18 protein-coding genes are annotated in these 15,181 nt (G+C 69.0%); 7 read left to right on the top strand and 11 right to left on the bottom strand.

All coding sequences use genetic code 11. The annotated features are described in order from the left end of the window. Positions 1-26: 26 nt before the first annotated feature. The 3 genes from ftsE to ACFYRH_RS31905 all read right to left on the bottom strand — a co-directional run bounded on the left by ftsE (position 27) and on the right by ACFYRH_RS31905 (position 1,445). Positions 27-716 carry a cell division ATP-binding protein FtsE gene (ftsE, locus tag ACFYRH_RS31915; protein ID WP_387783094.1) on the bottom strand — a complete coding sequence of 230 codons (690 nt, stop codon included), beginning with the start codon at positions 714-716 and terminating at the stop codon, positions 27-29. A 188-nt stretch (positions 717-904) separates the two neighbouring features. Next, positions 905-1,072 carry a hypothetical protein gene (locus ACFYRH_RS31910; protein ID WP_387783092.1) on the bottom strand — a complete coding sequence of 56 codons (168 nt, stop codon included), beginning with the start codon at positions 1,070-1,072 and terminating at the stop codon, positions 905-907. Then, positions 1,065-1,445 carry a hypothetical protein gene (locus ACFYRH_RS31905; protein ID WP_387783090.1) on the bottom strand — a complete coding sequence of 127 codons (381 nt, stop codon included), beginning with the start codon at positions 1,443-1,445 and terminating at the stop codon, positions 1,065-1,067. Before ACFYRH_RS31905 ends, ACFYRH_RS31910 begins: the two co-directional genes overlap by 8 nt. Before the next feature lie 144 nt (positions 1,446-1,589). Here ACFYRH_RS31905 and ACFYRH_RS31900 point away from each other — a divergent pair, with 144 nt between their 5' ends. Then, on the top strand, positions 1,590-2,639 hold the full coding sequence (locus ACFYRH_RS31900; protein WP_387783088.1) for a carbohydrate kinase family protein: 1,050 nt from the start codon (positions 1,590-1,592) through the stop codon (positions 2,637-2,639). Here ACFYRH_RS31900 and ACFYRH_RS31895 read toward each other — a convergent pair. After that, on the bottom strand, positions 2,607-3,788 hold the full coding sequence (locus ACFYRH_RS31895) for an MFS transporter (RefSeq protein ID WP_387783086.1): 1,182 nt from the start codon (positions 3,786-3,788) through the stop codon (positions 2,607-2,609). The two genes, ACFYRH_RS31900 and ACFYRH_RS31895, sit on opposite strands and share 33 nt — an antisense overlap. A gap of 374 nt (positions 3,789-4,162) precedes the next feature. Here ACFYRH_RS31895 and ACFYRH_RS31890 point away from each other — a divergent pair, with 374 nt between their 5' ends. Together ACFYRH_RS31890 and ACFYRH_RS31885 are read left to right on the top strand one after the other, a co-directional pair. Then, a complete protein-coding gene (locus tag ACFYRH_RS31890) occupies positions 4,163-5,437 on the top strand; it encodes an ABC transporter substrate-binding protein (RefSeq protein ID WP_387783084.1) in 1,275 nt (424 codons plus the stop codon). Then, positions 5,434-5,844, top strand: a complete 411-nt coding sequence (locus ACFYRH_RS31885; RefSeq protein WP_387783082.1) for a cytidine deaminase family protein — start codon at positions 5,434-5,436, stop codon at positions 5,842-5,844. The genes ACFYRH_RS31890 and ACFYRH_RS31885 overlap by 4 nt, the downstream gene beginning before the upstream one ends. Here the strand turns inward: ACFYRH_RS31885 and ACFYRH_RS31880 are convergent. The 5 genes from ACFYRH_RS31880 to ACFYRH_RS31860 form a co-directional block, all read right to left on the bottom strand. Continuing rightward, positions 5,826-6,833, bottom strand: coding sequence for a TIGR03842 family LLM class F420-dependent oxidoreductase (locus ACFYRH_RS31880; RefSeq protein ID WP_387783080.1), 1,008 nt, complete (start codon positions 6,831-6,833; stop codon positions 5,826-5,828). The two genes, ACFYRH_RS31885 and ACFYRH_RS31880, sit on opposite strands and share 19 nt — an antisense overlap. 9 nt (positions 6,834-6,842) lie before the next feature. Then, positions 6,843-8,249: a dihydropyrimidinase gene (gene hydA / locus ACFYRH_RS31875; protein WP_387783078.1), complete on the bottom strand. Its 1,407-nt coding sequence runs from the start codon at positions 8,247-8,249 to the stop codon at positions 6,843-6,845. Positions 8,250-8,266: 17 nt separating this feature from the next. Then, complete coding sequence (locus ACFYRH_RS31870) at positions 8,267-9,109, bottom strand: nitrilase-related carbon-nitrogen hydrolase (RefSeq protein ID WP_387783076.1); 843 nt, start codon at positions 9,107-9,109, stop codon at positions 8,267-8,269. 76 nt (positions 9,110-9,185) lie between these two features. Then, complete coding sequence (locus tag ACFYRH_RS31865; RefSeq protein ID WP_387783074.1) at positions 9,186-9,863, bottom strand: PhzF family phenazine biosynthesis protein; 678 nt, start codon at positions 9,861-9,863, stop codon at positions 9,186-9,188. A gap of 1 nt (position 9,864) precedes the next feature. After that, a complete protein-coding gene (locus tag ACFYRH_RS31860; protein WP_387783072.1) occupies positions 9,865-10,059 on the bottom strand; it encodes a hypothetical protein in 195 nt (64 codons plus the stop codon). Between the two features lie 141 nt (positions 10,060-10,200). Here ACFYRH_RS31860 and ACFYRH_RS31855 point away from each other — a divergent pair, with 141 nt between their 5' ends. Next, entirely contained in the window at positions 10,201-10,632 is a 432-nt protein-coding gene (locus ACFYRH_RS31855) for an SRPBCC family protein (RefSeq protein ID WP_387783070.1), read from the top strand. Next, complete coding sequence (locus tag ACFYRH_RS31850) at positions 10,607-11,149, top strand: TetR/AcrR family transcriptional regulator (protein WP_387783068.1); 543 nt, start codon at positions 10,607-10,609, stop codon at positions 11,147-11,149. Before ACFYRH_RS31855 ends, ACFYRH_RS31850 begins: the two co-directional genes overlap by 26 nt. Here ACFYRH_RS31850 and ACFYRH_RS31845 read toward each other — a convergent pair. Then, positions 11,130-12,314, bottom strand: coding sequence for a serpin family protein (locus ACFYRH_RS31845; RefSeq protein ID WP_387783066.1), 1,185 nt, complete (start codon positions 12,312-12,314; stop codon positions 11,130-11,132). The genes ACFYRH_RS31850 and ACFYRH_RS31845 overlap by 20 nt on opposite strands. A gap of 157 nt (positions 12,315-12,471) precedes the next feature. Between ACFYRH_RS31845 and ACFYRH_RS31840 the strand changes: the two genes are divergently transcribed. Together ACFYRH_RS31840 and ACFYRH_RS31835 are read left to right on the top strand one after the other, a co-directional pair. After that, positions 12,472-13,452: a permease gene (locus ACFYRH_RS31840; protein WP_387783064.1), complete on the top strand. Its 981-nt coding sequence runs from the start codon at positions 12,472-12,474 to the stop codon at positions 13,450-13,452. Further along, the gene (locus tag ACFYRH_RS31835; RefSeq protein WP_387783062.1) at positions 13,449-14,135 is read left to right on the top strand and encodes a TIGR03943 family putative permease subunit; all 687 of its coding nucleotides are present in this window, start codon (positions 13,449-13,451) and stop codon (positions 14,133-14,135) included. Before ACFYRH_RS31840 ends, ACFYRH_RS31835 begins: the two co-directional genes overlap by 4 nt. Here the strand turns inward: ACFYRH_RS31835 and ACFYRH_RS31830 are convergent. Next, on the bottom strand, positions 14,126-15,181 hold the full coding sequence (locus tag ACFYRH_RS31830) for a serpin family protein (RefSeq protein ID WP_387783060.1): 1,056 nt from the start codon (positions 15,179-15,181) through the stop codon (positions 14,126-14,128). The two genes, ACFYRH_RS31835 and ACFYRH_RS31830, sit on opposite strands and share 10 nt — an antisense overlap.

Genomic DNA, 15,181 nt, shown 5'->3' with positions numbered 1-15,181 from the left:
CTTCAGTCAGTCCCTGGGGTCGGCGGTCAGTGCTGGTAGCCGTAGACGCCGCGCGACTCGTCGCGGACGACATGACCGTTCTCCAGCTCGATGACGCGCTTACGCATCTGGTCGACGATCGACACGTCGTGGGTGGCCATCACGACCGTGGTGCCGGTCCGGTTGATCCGGTCCAGCAGCTTCATGATGCCGACCGACGTCCCCGGGTCGAGGTTTCCGGTCGGCTCGTCGGCGATCAGGATCATCGGCCGGTTCACGAACGCGCGGGCGATCGCCACCCGCTGCTGCTCACCACCGGACAGCTCGTCGGGGAGCCGGTCTTCCTTACCGTCCAGACCGACCAGCTCGAGCACCTCGGGGACCGTCTTGCGGATGTGCGAGCGCGGCTTGCCGATCACCTGCAGCGCGAACGCGACATTCTCGGCGACGGTCTTGTTCGGCAGCAGCCGGAAGTCCTGGAACACGGTGCCGATCTGGCGGCGCATCTGCGGGATCCGCCAGCTCGCCAGCCGGTTCAGGTCCTTACCGGCGACCATGATGTGGCCTCTGGTGGTCCGGTGCTCACGCAGGACCAGGCGAAGGAACGTCGACTTGCCGGACCCGGAGGTACCGACGAGGAAGACGAACTCGCCTTTCTCGATCTCGACGTTGACGTTCAGCAGAGCGGCCCTGGTCTGGCCCTCGTACGTCTTGGACACATTCTCGAAGCGGATCACGGGTTCATCCGGCCGTGGTCGGGAACAGGGAGCGACGCGACGGTAACCACGAAGTGCACCGTACGCCACCGGAGCGGCCGGCGATCAGTCTAGGCGCTCCCCGGCGTGCCGCCGACCAGACGTGCCGGACCGTACGGGCACGTCCGATACCCGGAACGTTTGAAACAGCTGTTCGGCCAGGGTGCGGTTCAGGCCGGGGCCGGGGCGGCCGTCGCGGGGCCGTTGTCGGGGCGGGCGCCGGCGATCCGGGCGACGCCGGCGTCAGGCTTGCGGCCCGCCTTGCGGGCGGCCTCGACGTGTAACCGGGCCAGCTCGACCGCCTGGCGGGAGACCTTCACGGTCTTCTTCTCAGCCATGGTCACTGTCTCCCTCGACGACCTCGATATCCGCGTCCGCGATATCAGCGTACGCGGTCGCACCGACCCGGTCGATCGCTACCGCGGCAGTCAGCGCGGCGACCAGATCGTAGTCCTCCGGCTGTAACAGTTCCGACCGCATCAATGAACGCAGCGTCACCACGCCGGCGTCGGTCCCGGCGTCCTCGCCCTCGAGGATCTGCTCCACCGCCCAGCGCACCATCCGCATCGTCTCCTCGCGGTGCCGCCAGGTGTCGAGCTCCCGGTCGGACTTGCGCACCAGGTACGACCCGAGAACGACGCCACCGAGAGCGAGCAGTGGACTCAGCACCGTCACCACGACGCCGACGATCGAGATCCAGGTCGGAATCACGGACACACCCCGGGGCTCATACGCGTTCTCCCAATTCCGTGGTCTTGACCGGCCGATGATGTTACGAAGAAGCATTCCACCCGGCACCGACAGCCCAGGCTGACGCCCAGGCTGACGCCCAGGATGACAAGGAGCAGTGTCACCGTGACGGACCAAGCGGACCGGTACGACGTGTTCGTACAGGGGACTGTGTTCCTCGACATCGTGATGACCGGCTTGGAGACCGCCCCGACCACCGGGACCGAGATCTTCGCCGAAGGCATGGGGTCGTGCCCGGGCGGCGTCGCGAACTTCGCGATCGCGGCCGCGCGGCTCGGTCTGAACACCGGGCTCGCCGCGGTCTTCGGCGACGACGCGTACGCCGATTTCTGCTGGCGCACCCTCGCCGACCAGGAGGGCGTGGACCTGTCGCACTCGCGGCGGATCGGGCACTGGCACTCGCCGGTCACGATCTCGATGTCGATCGACCGGGACCGCGCGATGGTCACCCACGCGCACGAGGCACCGGGCGATCCGAGCAAGCTGGTCGGTCCCGGTCTGAAGACCCGCTCGGCGATCGTGCCGGTCGCCGAGGAGCTGCCCGGGTGGACGGTCGAGGCCCGCGAGTCCGGCGCGCTGCTGTTCGGTGACGTCGGCTGGGACCCGACGGACGAGTGGTCGCCCGCGGTGCTCGACGTCCTCGAGGGTTTCCACGCGTTCACCCCGAACGCGTCCGAGGCGATGGCCTACACCCGGACCGACACTCCGAAGGCCGCGCTGCACAAGCTGGCCGACCGGGTTCCGCTCGCGGTGGTGACGAACGGCGCCGACGGCGTACTCGCGATCGACTCGACGACCGGTGAGGAGGAGCAGGTGCCGGCGCTGCCGGTGCGGTCGTACGACCCGACCGGGGCCGGGGACGTCTTCCTGGCGTCGCTGGTGCTCGGGACGCTGCGCGGGTGGCCGCTGGCGCACCGGCTGGCGTTCAGCAACCTGTGCGCCGGGCTCTCGGTCCAGCACTTCGGCGGCTCGCTCGCCGCGCCGGGGTGGGGCGACATCATCGACTGGGTGCGTGACCACAGCCGCCACCGCCCCGGCGACGTCGACCCCGGCGTCCTGGAGCACTACGCCTTCGTCGGCGACGTTCTCCCCGCCGGCCCGGTGCCGATCGTCCGGCGGGCGTCAGCGACGATCGCGCGCCTGTCGGACGCCTGACGCACCAACAGCCGCTGCGACCAGGACGAGCAGGACACCGCCGCCGAGGAATCCCCGCGACGGCGTGGTCCGCTCGATCGCCAGCCCCGCGAGCGCGGCCCCGGCCGCGGAGCCGAGGTTGTTGGCCGTGTTGATCCACGTGCTGGCCTCGGTGCGCTGGTACGCCGGTGTGACCTCGTCGGCCGCGAGATACGACACCACGAACAGCGGCGCCACGGCAGCACCCGCGGCTCCCATGACGACCCCGAGTGCCACCAGGTCCGTCACGAGCGAGGCCACGAGCAGACCGGTCGCGAGTACGGCGATCAACCCGCCAAGATGCACCGCCCAGGAGCGGGTGTGGCTCCGACGGGCCCAGAGCAGCCCGCCCGTCACGCTGCCCAGTCCGATCGCGGCCTCGACGTACCCGGCCGCGCCCGGATGACCCGCGCGCTGCGCGACGCCGGCCACGCAGAGGTAGGCGATGCTGATACCTGACGCGGTCACCATGACGACGAGCAGGATCCGTCGCAGTCCGGGGATCACGAGCGGACCGAGCGGGTGCCGGGACGGTGATGCCGCCGCGGTGTGCGTGGCGACCGGACTCGTCACCATCGCCAGCGTCCCGAGGAACAGCAAGACCGCCGAGCAGCCGAGGGCAGCGGGCGCTGAAACGAGACTGATCAACAGGCCGGCGATCAACGGCCCGCCGAGGAACAGGCACTCCTCGGCGACCGCGTCGAGGGCGTACGCACGTTCCTTGAGTGCCGACCCGTCGGTCAGCAACCGCCAGTTCGACCGCATCGACGGCCCGAGGGGCGGTGCGAGCAGACCGGTCACCCCGACGAGTGGCAGTACGGCGGAACTCGCCGTACCGATGAGCAGCAAACCGGCTGCGGCGCCGGCCGCGAGGACTGGCAGCACCCGACGCTGGCTGAATCGGTCGACGAGTCGCGCCTTGTAAGGCATCGACAGGGACAAGAGGCCGAAAACGGCGACCGCGGCGCCCGCGGTCGCGAACGAATCGGTGGACCGCTGGACGGAGAGGAGCAGAGACAACGGGAGCAGACCGTACGCGAGCCGGCCGAACAGCGCGGGCACGAAAGTGCGCAACGCCGACGGCAGCAGCAGGACGTCACGGTAGCTCCCGGCACGAGTGGTGCCGGACACGGGAACACTCCCAGGGACTAGGTCGTGTCTGGCAATTCCGCGCCGTAGCGAGCAGGTGCTCGGTGCGGTGGCTCGGTGCGCGGGAGCGAAGGTCTCGATGCGGAGCATCGTGGCCTTTGCTCACGTGCAGCGAGGTGCCGTGCCGAGTGCCGCGCAGTAGGCGGGGAATTGCCAGACACGACCTAGAGATCCAGGACGGATGGGCTCGACCGCGCGGGGCGCGGGAGCCGTCTCTAGTCACGAGGGGAGAACATGCGCGTCAGCATACGCCAAGACGTTCTCGACGGCTGGAAATGCCGGGCTGCTGGGCCTCCGCGGTCGTAGGGTCTGCAGGGTGCGCGGGCTGTGGGACCGCGCGGAACGGAGACGGCGTGATGGGTGCGGGAGTCAGCAGGCGGCAGGTTCTGGGGATCGGCGCGGGACTCGCGGCGATGGCTGTGGCCGGGTGCGGCTCGAACACCGGGCGAGCTGGCGGTGGCGGTGGCGGTGGCGACAAGCCGGCGCTGCAGCAGTGGTACCACCAGTACGGCGAGGCCGGTACGCAGCAGGCGGTGGAGAAGTACGCGAAGGCGTATCCGGACGCGACCGTGACGATTCAATGGTCGCCCGGTGACTACGAGAAGAAGGCCTCGACGGCACTGCTCACCGATCAGGGCCCGGACGTGTTCGAGTACCCGAACGGCCCGACGATCGACATGATCAAGGCCAAGCAGGTCGTCGAGGTCACCGACCTGCTCGGCGACGCCAAGGACGACTTCAACCCGGCGCTGCTCGAGCGGATGTCCTACCAGGGCAAGCTTTACGGCATCCCGCAGGTCATCGACATGCAGCTGCTCGTGTACCGCAAGAGCCTGCTCAGCGCAGTCGGCGTACAGCCGCCGCAGACCGTCGACGAACTGCTGGCCGCGGCGAAGAAGCTCACCACCGACAAGGTCAAGGGCCTGTTCGTCGGCAACGACGGCGGGGTCGGTGTGCTCGGTGGACCGGCGCTCTGGTCGGCCGGTCTCGACTACCTGACCAAGGACAACCAGTTCGGCTTCGACGACCCGAAGGCGTTCGAGTCGCTGGCCAAGCTGCGCGAGTTCTGGACCGCGAAGGTGCTGTTGCTCGGGGCACCGACCGACTGGTCGGACCCGTCCGCGTTCACGCAGGGCCTGACCGCGATGCAGTTCACCGGCCTGTGGACGCTGCCGGTGATCGAGAAGGCGCTGCCCGGCGACTACGGCGTACTCCCGTGGCCGAAGCTGAACGCGACCACCGGTGCGCCGAGTGTCCCGGTCGGCGCGTACGGCGCCTGCGTCAACGCGAAGTCGAAGAACATCGACGCCGCGAAGAAGTACGCCCAGTGGCTGTGGGTCGGCCAGACCGACGACCAGCTCGACTTCGCGCAGTCGTACGGCTTCCACGTCCCGGCCCGGAAGAGTCTCGCGGCGAAGGCGGAGAAGCTGAAGTCCGGCCCGGGCGCCGACGCGGTCAAGCTGCTGAACGAGAACGGCCGGCCGCAGAACCCGATGCTCTGGTCCCCCAAGGCGAGTACGGCGTACTCCGACGCGCTGAGCAAGATCATTCGCAGCGGCGCCGACCCGGCCACGGAGATCAAGACCGTCAAGTCCGTCACCGAGGCCGAACTGCAGCGGATCACCGGATGACACTCGACCTGCGCCCACTGACCGACGACGACCACGAGCTGATCGAGCTGGCCCGCCGGACGGTCGACGCGAACACCGACGGGCCTGACGGCGTGTACACGATGGGCGCCGCGGTCCGCGGCGCCGACGGCCGGATGTACGCCGGGATCAACCTGTACCACTTCACCGGCGGCCCGTGCGCGGAACTCGTCGCGCTCGGCCGCGCCCGTGCCGAAGGCGCCCGCGAACTCACCACGATCGTGGCCGTCGGCAACGAAGGGCGAGGCATCTTCGGCCCGTGCGGCCGCGACCGCCAGATCCTGATCGACTACCACCCCGGGATCCGGGTGATCCTGCCCGCAGCGGAAGGCCCCGGCTCGGTCCTCGCCACGGACCTGCTCCCCGGCGCCTACCGCTGGACTCCCTGAACGACAGGGATGACGTCCTTCCCGTACGCCGCCAGCGTCTCCTCCTTGGCATCGTGCTGGAGGTACAGCGCGAACTGATCGACCCCGAGCTCCTTCAGCTCGGCCAGCCGGGCGAGGTGGTTCTCCACCGGCCCGAGGATGCAGAACCGGTCCACGACCTCGTCGGGCACGAAGTCGGTGTGGGTGTTCCCGGCCCGCCCGTGCTCGGCGTAGTCGTACCCCTTACGCCCCTCGATGTAGTCGGTCAACGCCCGCGGCACGGCGCCATTCGTCCCGTACCGCGCCACGATGTCCGCCACGTGGTTCCCGACCATGCCGCCGAACCAGCGGGTCTGCTCGCGTTGGTGCGCCAGGTCGTCCCCGACGTACGCCGGTGCCGCGACACAGAACTTGATCGCCATCGGATCGCGGCCGGCCTGCTCCGCGGAACGACGTACCGCGGTGATCATCCACTCCGCGATGTCAGGGTCGGCGAGCTGCAGGATGTACCCGTCGCCGACCTCGCCGGTCGCCGCGAGCGCCTTCGGTCCGTACGCCGCCACCCACACCTCGAGCGCGCCGTCGTCGACCCAGGCGAACTTCAGCTGCTGACCGCGGTACTCGACGGTCTCGCCGCGGGCCAGCGAGCGCACCACTTCGACGCACTGCTTCATCTCCCCGATCGTGCCCGGCTTCGCGCCGAGCGTGCGCAGCGCCGAGTCACCCCGGCCGATCCCGCAGATCGTCCGGTTGCCGAACATCTCGTTCAGCGTCGCGAACTGGGACGCGATCACCGTCCAGTCCCTCGTCCCCGGATTCGTCACCATCGGGCCGACGATCACCCGGTGCGTGTTCGCGAGAATCTGGCTGTAGATGACGAACGGCTCCTGCCAGAGCAGGTGCGAGTCGAAGGTCCACACGTAGCCGAACCCGGCGTCCTCCGCCTTCCGGGCCAGCTCCACCACCGTGGACGCGGGCGGATCACACTGGAACACCACACCGAAGTCCACACCATCCCCCTACATCAGATAAGACGACAGACCGCGCTTCAGGAACTTCCCGCGGCCCTTCCGGCCGTGGTAGTTGCCGTCCGTCACGATCACCTCGCCACGCGAGATCACGGTGCCCACGCGGCCGGCGATCTCCACCCCTTCGTACGCCGAGTAGTCCATGTTCATGTGGTGCGTCGCGACCCCGATCCGCGTCGTACCGTCGGGGTCGTAGATCACCAGGTCGGCGTCGGACCCGGGCTGCACGATGCCCTTGCGCGGGTAGAGCCCGAACATCCGGGCCGGCGTGGTCGCGATCGTCTCCACCCAGCGCTCCAGCGACAGCTTCCCGTCCACCACGCCCTGGTAGACCAGGTCGACGCGGTGCTCGACGCCGCCGATCCCGTTCGGGATCTTCGAGAAGTCGCCGAGGCCGAGTTCCTTCTGGTCCTTCATGCAGAACGGGCAGTGGTCGGTCGACACGATCGCCAGATCGTTGTTCCGCAGGCCCTTCCACAGGTCCCGCTGGTGCGACTCGTGCTTGCTGCGCAGCGGCGTCGAGCAGACCCACTTCGCCCCCTCGAACCCGGGCGCTCCGAGCTGGTCTTCCAACGTCAAGTAGAGGTACTGCGGACACGTCTCCGCGAACACGTTGCGCCCCAGGTCGCGCGCCTCCGCGACCTTCGCGAGGGCCTCGCTGGCGGACAGGTGGACGATGTACAGCGGGCAGTCCTGGGCGACCTCGGCGAGCGCGATCGCGCGGTTCGTCGCTTCCGCCTCGAGCGCGGCCGGGCGGGTGATGCCGTGGTAGATCGGGTCGGTCTCGCCGCGGGCGATCGCCTGCTGGACCAGCACGTCGATCGCGATCCCGTTCTCGGCGTGCATCATGATCAGCGCGCCGTTCTCCCGCGCGGTCTGCATCGCCCGCAGGATCTGGCCGTCGTCGGAGTAGAAGACCCCGGGGTAGGCCATGAAGAGCTTGAAGCTCGTGATGCCCTCGTCCGCGACCAACTGGTCCATCGCCTTCAGAGCGTCGGTGTCGACACCCCCGAGGATCATGTGGAACGCGTAGTCGATGTGACACTCGCCCGCGGTCTTCGCGTGCCAGGCCGCCAGCCCGTCCTGCACCACCTCACCGGTCCGCTGGATCGCGAAGTCGATGATCGTCGTGGTCCCGCCGTACGCCGCGGCGCGGGTGCCGGTGTCGAACGTGTCGCTCGCCGACGTCCCGCCGAACGGCATCTCCATGTGCGTGTGCCCGTCGATCCCGCCCGGGATCACGTACTTGCCGGTGGCATCGATCACCTCGTTCGCGGTGATCGCCGGGGTGAACGACGGATCGAGGACGGCGACGATCTTCTCGCCCTCGACCAGCACGTCCGCGACCCGCGTCCCGGTCGGTCCGACGACGGTTCCACCCTTGACGAGCAAAGACATGCGGTCCCCTTGTGTGTCTACGGTTTCGTCAGGTCTCCGTACGCGTCGGGCCGGCGGTCGCGGTAGAACTGCCAGCGGTCGCGGACGGTGTCCAGCAGGCCGAGGTCCAGGTCCCGGACGATCAGTTCCGGATCGTGGTCGTGCCCGACGTCGCCGACGAACTTGCCCTCCGGGTCGACGAAGTACGACGTACCGTAGAAGTCGTTGTCGCCGAACTCGGACTCGATGCCGACCCGGTTGATCGCGCCGATGTAGTACTCGTTCGCGACCGCGGACGCGGGCTGCTCGAGCTTCCACAGGTACGCCGACAGTCCGCGGCTGGTCGCCGACGGGTTGAAGACGATCTTCGCGCCGGCCAGACCGAGCGCCCGCCAGCCCTCCGGGAAGTGCCGGTCATAGCAGATGTAGACGCCGATCCGGCCGACCGCGGTGTCGAAGATCGGGTAGCCGAGGTTGCCGGGGCGGAAGTAGAACTTCTCCCAGAAGCCCTTCACCTGTGGGATGTGGTTCTTCCGGTACTTGCCCAGGTAGGTGCCGTCGGCATCGATGACGGCGGCGGTGTTGTAGAGCACGCCGGGCTGCTCCTGCTCGTACACCGGCAGCACCATCACCATCCCGAGCTCTTGCGCGAGCGCGGCGAACCGCTCGGTCGTCGGGCCCGGGACGGACTCGGCGTACTCGTAGTACTCGGCGTCCTGCTTCTGGCAGAAGTAGGGCCCGTAGAACAGCTCCTGGAAACAGATCACCCGAGCGCCCGCGGCGGCCGCCTGCCGCGCGTAGTCCTCGTGCGCCTTGATCATGGACTCCTTGTCACCGGTCCACGACGTCTGAACGAGTGCAGCCCTGACAACGTCCGCCACCAGACCTCCCCGAGTAGCCAAGTCCCCATGCTCCATCCGCCGCCTATCACGCGTCAACGGATGCCGCGAACCGCGATCAGATCCTGATGGTGCGTGACTCGGCGGCCAGCACGCGGCCGCCGACGGTGGCGTGGGCCGGCGGTTCGTGGGTGGTGTGGAGATGTGAACCCGCGCCTTGGACCACCAGGAGGTCGCGGCCGAGGTGCGCGGTGAGCTGGGTGACGGCGGAGCCGGTGGCCTCGTCTTCCACGACATTCATGGCCGGAGCGAAGGCGCGCGCCCGGATGACGCCTGCGGATTCGTCCTGCCAGGCCCAGAGGAACGTGTGGCCGGCGTCGTACGACGTGGGGTCGGCGGCCAGGACCTCCTCGGGAGAAGAGAGGCGGTGCCAGTCCCAGGCACTGCCCCAGCTGGTGTCGGCTCGAACGGCGTAGAGATCACCGGAGCGGGTGACACGGATGGACCCAGCCGGGACGTTCAGGGTGTCGACGGGGTGACCTTGGCTGTGGAGCCAGGCAGCGGCGCCGACGGTCGGGTGACCGGCGAACGACATCTCGCCGGTGGCGGAGTAGATACGGAGCGTGCCGGTGGCGGCGTCGTCGACGTACACCGTCTCGCTGTAGCCGAGCTCGGCGGCCACGCGCTGCCGGTCCGCGTCCGGGACGAGACGGCCGTCGACGATGCCCAGCGGGTTGCCGAAGCGGCCGTCCGGGTCGGTGAAGACCCTGACGACCTCGACCGGGAGGTCGGTCAACTCAGAGAACGGCGATGGCAGCGACGACGGCGATCAGGATGACCGCGGCGCCGACGATCGCGAGCATGCGACCGTTCAGCTTGGGTTCGGTCTTCGGCTCGGTCGCACCCTCGTTGACGAAGGCACGGAACATCTGCGTGCTCGCGCCCGGGTCCTGCTCGTTCTCCACGTTCTGCGGGACGTTCTGGTCAGCCATGGCCTCAGACCCTACCGGCACCCCGGACCCCCAGCACTCACCAAGGGTCCGGTTTTACCCAGTGCTCACGCTCAGCAGCGGTCGGGTGACCGGCGGAAAAGCACGTTGGTGAGTGGTGGAGGTCCATGTACCATTTGGTACATGCGCTTCGATCACTCGACCACGATCCAGGCTCCGCCCGAGCGGGTCTGGGAGGTCTTCAGCAACGTCGAGCGGTGGCCCGACTGGACCCCGACCGTCGACTCCGTCGAGCGGCTGGACGCCGGCCGCCTGCACCTCGGTGCCCGCACCCGGCTCCGCCAGCCCAAGCTCCCGGTCGCCGTCTGGGAGGTCACCAAGTTCGAGGACGGCGAGTACTTCGAGTGGGTCTCCAAGGCCCCCGGTGTGAAGACCACCGGCGGCCACCGCGTGATCAGTACGCCGGAGGGCACGGTCGCGACCGCGACGATCATCCAGGAAGGCCCGCTCGGCTGGTTGTTCGGCAGGCTGTACGCGGGTCTCACCAAGCGCTACATCGCCACCGAGACCGAGAAGCTGAAGGAGGCCAGTGAGCAGAGCGAGTCTGCTGGCTGACGCCGTCGAGCACTTCGCCAAGCATGGGATCGGCGACGCGAGTCTGCGGACCATCGCGTCGTCGATCGGCACGAGTCACCGGATGCTGATCTACCACTTCGGCTCCCGCGAGGGTCTGCTCGCCGAAGTGGTGCGCACGGTCGAGCAGCAGCAACGTGACCTGCTCGCCGCGCTGTCGGATCTTCCGGTCGAGGAGCAGGCGGAGCAGTTCTGGCGTCGCGTCACCGAGGCCGCGCTGGTCTACGGTCCGCTGTTCTTCGAACTCAGCGCCCACGCGATGCAGGACCTGCCGCACACCGAGTCGCTGAAGGCAGACCTGATCAACGTCTGGCTGCCGCCGCTGACCGACCTGTGCATCCGGGCAGGCATCCCGCCCGCCGAGGCACCGGCGTACGCGCGGCTCGGTCTGGCCGCCTCACGTGGACTGCTCTTCGACCTGCTGCTGACCGGTGATCGCGCGGGCGTCGACGAGGCGTCCGCGCTGCTCAACCGGCTGTTCACGCTCCCGATTCAGTAGGCGTCTCCACCCAGCCCGTCACGATCGGCAGCCGCGAATCCCGCAGTACGGCGGTGAACGCGAACGGCCGGTCCAGCGACATCTCGAGCCGCGGATGCCGGCGCGTGACCATCGCGGCCCGGGTCATCGCCATCGCGGTCACCGCCGCCGCCTCGAATCCCGTCGCGAAGAACCGCGCGAGCACCTTCTGCTTCGCCTGACCGACCCGCAGCGGCGTGGGACTGAGCGCACTGAAGTGCCCTTGCTCGCCAGGATCCGACATCACCGCGCTCAACCCGAACAGCTCCCGCGACTCGAGCAGATCGTGCTCGACCTCGATGCCGAACGATGGCACCGACAGCGTCACATCCGGCTTCGGCGCCGTCGTCCGGCCGATCCGCACGCCCGGCGCGACCTCCGCGCCGGCCTCACCCTGCTCGATCAGCGCACTCCCGGGCACGCCGTCACCGGGCCGCGCCGCAGCGTCCAGCAGCCCCGCCAGTACGTCGGCCCGCGGGGTCTGCGGTTGCGCGATCCCGAGCAGTACGTCGACGTCGGCATCGCCCGCGACCGTGGCGACGGTGAGCCATGCGGCCGACGGATGTTCGTAGCGCCGGACCGTGTCGAGGTCGGTGTCCGTGCGCTCGAGCCAGTGCCACGAGCCGGCCCAGGCACCGTCGTGGACCCGGCGGATCTGCTCGGTGAACGGGCGGACCCAGGTCGTGCGCAGCAGCAACGCCGAGGCCAGCACGAGCCGCACGTCGTTGTCGATCTCGAGCGGCATCTCGGGAATCAGGCCGTCGGTGTGGTCGGCGGCCCAGGCATCGAGTTTCGCCTTGTCGACGCTCGCGTTGCCGGTCAGCAGGCCGACCAGCGGCGCGGGCATCACGCTGTCGAAGGACTCGGCCAGCTTGAGGTTCTCACTGACCCACACACCCAGCGCGGCCTGCAGGTCGGCGGAGTTCTCGATCGCCTCGATCAGCCGGATCGCATCGGTCGCGGCGGTGTCGGCGCTCATGCCGGTGGCAGCCGCCAGCTCCGTGCGACCGGGCTCGTCGGCGGCGGTGGCCAGCAGGGCGAGCAGCGGCCAGAGCCCGAGTCCGGAAACGACAGAGTTCCCCGCCGGCAGCGAGCTCGCCCAGCGAGTGGTGAGGTCGTTGACTGCGCGCACCACGTTGGCGTCCATGTCCCCACAGTGCCACGCCCGGACGCCCAGGCCATCACAATCGCCACTCGACGTGCCCGCCGGCAGGGCGATCGCGCCGTCCACGGGGTCGTGATGGGCTGGAGACTCGATCCGACGGTGATTTTCATTTCCAGTGTGTTTCTGCCAGCATTCCGGCATGACGACGGCCAAGGAGGAGACCTCGGGGTCCTCCATCGCGTTCACCGCGACCCTGGTCCTGCTGGTCGGTACGGCGTTGTTCGGGCGGCGGCTGTTCGCCGGGTGGTTCACCGACGACGGGATCCGCACCTGGGCGACGATGTTCGTCGGCGTGACAATCCAGGCGTTGCCGTTCCTCGTCCTCGGCGTCCTGCTGTCGGCCGCGCTGACCGCGTTCGTCCCGGCATCGTTCTTCGCCAAGGCGCTCCCCCGGCACCCGGCCCTCGCCGTACCGGTTGCCAGTGCGTCCGGCGTCGTACTGCCCGGCTGTGAGTGCGCCTCGGTCCCCGTGTCGGCCGCCTTGATGAGCCGCGGGGTCACGCCGGCCGCCGCGATCGCGTTCCTGTTGTCCGCGCCGGCGATCAATCCGGTCGTGCTGGCGTCGACGGCGGTCGCGTTCCCCGGGCAGCCGAAGGTCGTGGTCGCGCGGGCCGTCGCCTCGCTCGCGGTGTCGATGGCACTCGGGTGGCTGTGGTTGCTCACCGGCAAGGGCGGGTCGTGGCTCAAGATGCCGAAGAACCGGCATGCGCACGACGCCGGCAGGTTCGACGTGTTCCGGTCCGCGATGCTGCACGACTTCCTGCACGCCGGTGGGTTCCTGGTGATCGGAGCGGCCGCCGCGGCCACGCTGAATGTGGTGGTGCCGCGGGCGTGGCTCGATCACGTGGCGGGGAATCTCCTGCTGTCGGTGCTGATCCTCGGGCTGCTCGCCGTACTGCTGGCGATCTGTTCGGAGGCGGATGCGTTCGTGGCGGCGAGCCTGACGCAGTTCTCGCTGACCGCGCGGCTCGCGTTCATGGTGGTCGGGCCGATCGTGGACGTGAAGCTGATCGCCTTGCAGGCCGGGACGTTCGGGCCGAGGTTCGCTGTCCGATTCGCGCCGGCGACGTTCGTCGTGGCGGTGCTGGCCAGTCTGCTCGTCGGGTGGTGGTTGTTGTGAAGCGCAACCTGGCCGGACTCGTGATGGTGTTCGTCGGGGCCGCCGTGGTGCAGCTCGCGACCTCGGGGACGTACCTGCGGTACGTGAAGCCCGGGATGCGGTGGATGCTGCTCGCGGCCGGCGTGATCCTGATCGTGCTCGCGGTCGTCGACGTCCTCGTCGGCACCCGCACGAAGGATCATCACGAGCACGGTCTGCCGAGGGCCGCGTGGTTGCTGCTGATCCCGGTCTTCGCGCTACTCGTCGTCGACCCGCCGGCGCTCGGCGCGGACGCGGCCCAACGCCAGTCCCCGGTCGCCGCGAAACCGGTCAAGCCGCAGGGGAACGCGTTCTGGCAGACCGAGCACGGGTACGGCCCGCAGACACTGGCGGTCCGCGACTACGCCGTCTGGGCGGTGTGGGAGAAGGAGACGATGAAGGGCCACTCCTTCCGGCTCACCGGCTTCGTCACCCCGGCGAAGAACGGCGTCTGGTACGTGACCCGCATCGGCCTGACCTGCTGCGTCGCCGACGGTACGGCGTTCATGGTCGAAGCCCGTGGCCGAACGGCACCACCGAAGAACCAGTGGGTCACCGTGACGGGCAAGTGGGCCGAGCCGACCAGACGGGTCGACGGCGATGTCGCCGCCCTCACCGTCGAGTCGGTCGAACCGGTCAGCGCGCCGGTCAATCCCTACGAGTAGTTCACCCAGCCGGCGACCACCGGCACACCTGTCGGCCGGTGAACGGCGACGAAGCCGAAGGGCCGCTCGAGTGACACGTAGAGCGCCTTGCCGTTGGGCATCAGCGCGGACCCGGCCGCCATCGCCATCGCGGTCACCGTGGCGGCCTCGAACCCAGTGGCGGAGAAGCGCGCCATCACGGCCTGCCGGGCCTGGTCGATCGCGAGCGGCTGCGGGCTCAGCCCGGGAAAATGCCCTGCGTTCTGGTCAGCGGCAGCAGTCAGACCGAAAACGTCCGGATGCTCGAGCAGGTCGTGCTCCGCGTCAATCTCGAAGTACGGCAGGGACAGGATGACGGTCGGTGTCGGCGACATCGACTCGATCACCTCGACGCCGGGCGCCGACCGTTCGGCGGCCAGTACGTCGGTCCCGCTCGCCGCACCCCCGTCGAGCTCCAGCGCAGCCGTCAGCACGGACGCCCGCCCACCGTCACCGACGACCAGCCGGACGTCGAATTCGCCGACTCCACGCACAGTCACAACGGTCAGTGGACCTGTGCCGGTCTCGTACACCTGCAGAGTGTCGAGGTCGACATCCACACGGCTCAGCCACCGCTGGTCGCCCCGCGGGTACTCATTGAACGGCAGCTCCCACTCGGTCTTCAACGCCAGCGCCGACGCCAGCACGAGCAACACCTCCGGCGTCAGCTCGACCGGCAAGTGCTTGAGCAGCCCTCCGGTCTGCTCGGCCACCCACGCGTCGAGTGCCGCCGCATCGGTCAACGTCCCGCGCACTTCGGGTGGAAGGAAGCGATCCACTCCCGCCTGCAGTTCGATCTCCGGTCGCGTCCACAAGCCCAGCGCCATCCGGAGTTCGGGGGCTTGCAGCAGACCGGCGTACCGCCCGCCGGCCGCCTCGGCGAGCTCGGTGTGGACGGGCTCGTCCGCGACCTCGGCCAGCATCGCGAGCAACGGCTGGACGCCGAGGCCGGAGATCACCGTGCTGTCCTCACCGGGCAGCGCGGCGATCCATCGAGCGGTCAGGCGGCTGACTTGTTGTGCATCCAC

Origin of the sequence: Kribbella sp. NPDC004875 (assembly GCF_042873375.1) — a bacterium.
In the GTDB taxonomy this organism is placed as follows: domain Bacteria; phylum Actinomycetota; class Actinomycetes; order Propionibacteriales; family Kribbellaceae; genus Kribbella.
The sequence above is the reverse complement of the archived record's forward strand: the minus strand, read 5'-3'. Positions and strand labels throughout refer to the sequence as shown.

Excerpts from the sequence above, each read along its gene's own strand:
- ACFYRH_RS31890 (WP_387783084.1), top strand. The coding sequence starts at position 4,163 with ATGGGTGCGGGAGTCAGCAGGCGGCAGGTTCTGGGGATCGGCGCGGGA.
- ACFYRH_RS31845 (WP_387783066.1), bottom strand. The coding sequence starts at position 12,314 with ATGGACGCCAACGTGGTGCGCGCAGTCAACGACCTCACCACTCGCTGG.
- hydA (WP_387783078.1), bottom strand. The coding sequence starts at position 8,249 with ATGTCTTTGCTCGTCAAGGGTGGAACCGTCGTCGGACCGACCGGGACG.
- ACFYRH_RS31910 (WP_387783092.1), bottom strand. The coding sequence starts at position 1,072 with ATGGCTGAGAAGAAGACCGTGAAGGTCTCCCGCCAGGCGGTCGAGCTG.
- ACFYRH_RS31860 (WP_387783072.1), bottom strand. The coding sequence starts at position 10,059 with ATGGCTGACCAGAACGTCCCGCAGAACGTGGAGAACGAGCAGGACCCG.
- ACFYRH_RS31840 (WP_387783064.1), top strand. The coding sequence starts at position 12,472 with ATGACGACGGCCAAGGAGGAGACCTCGGGGTCCTCCATCGCGTTCACC.
- ACFYRH_RS31855 (WP_387783070.1), top strand. The coding sequence starts at position 10,201 with ATGCGCTTCGATCACTCGACCACGATCCAGGCTCCGCCCGAGCGGGTC.
- ACFYRH_RS31885 (WP_387783082.1), top strand. The coding sequence starts at position 5,434 with ATGACACTCGACCTGCGCCCACTGACCGACGACGACCACGAGCTGATC.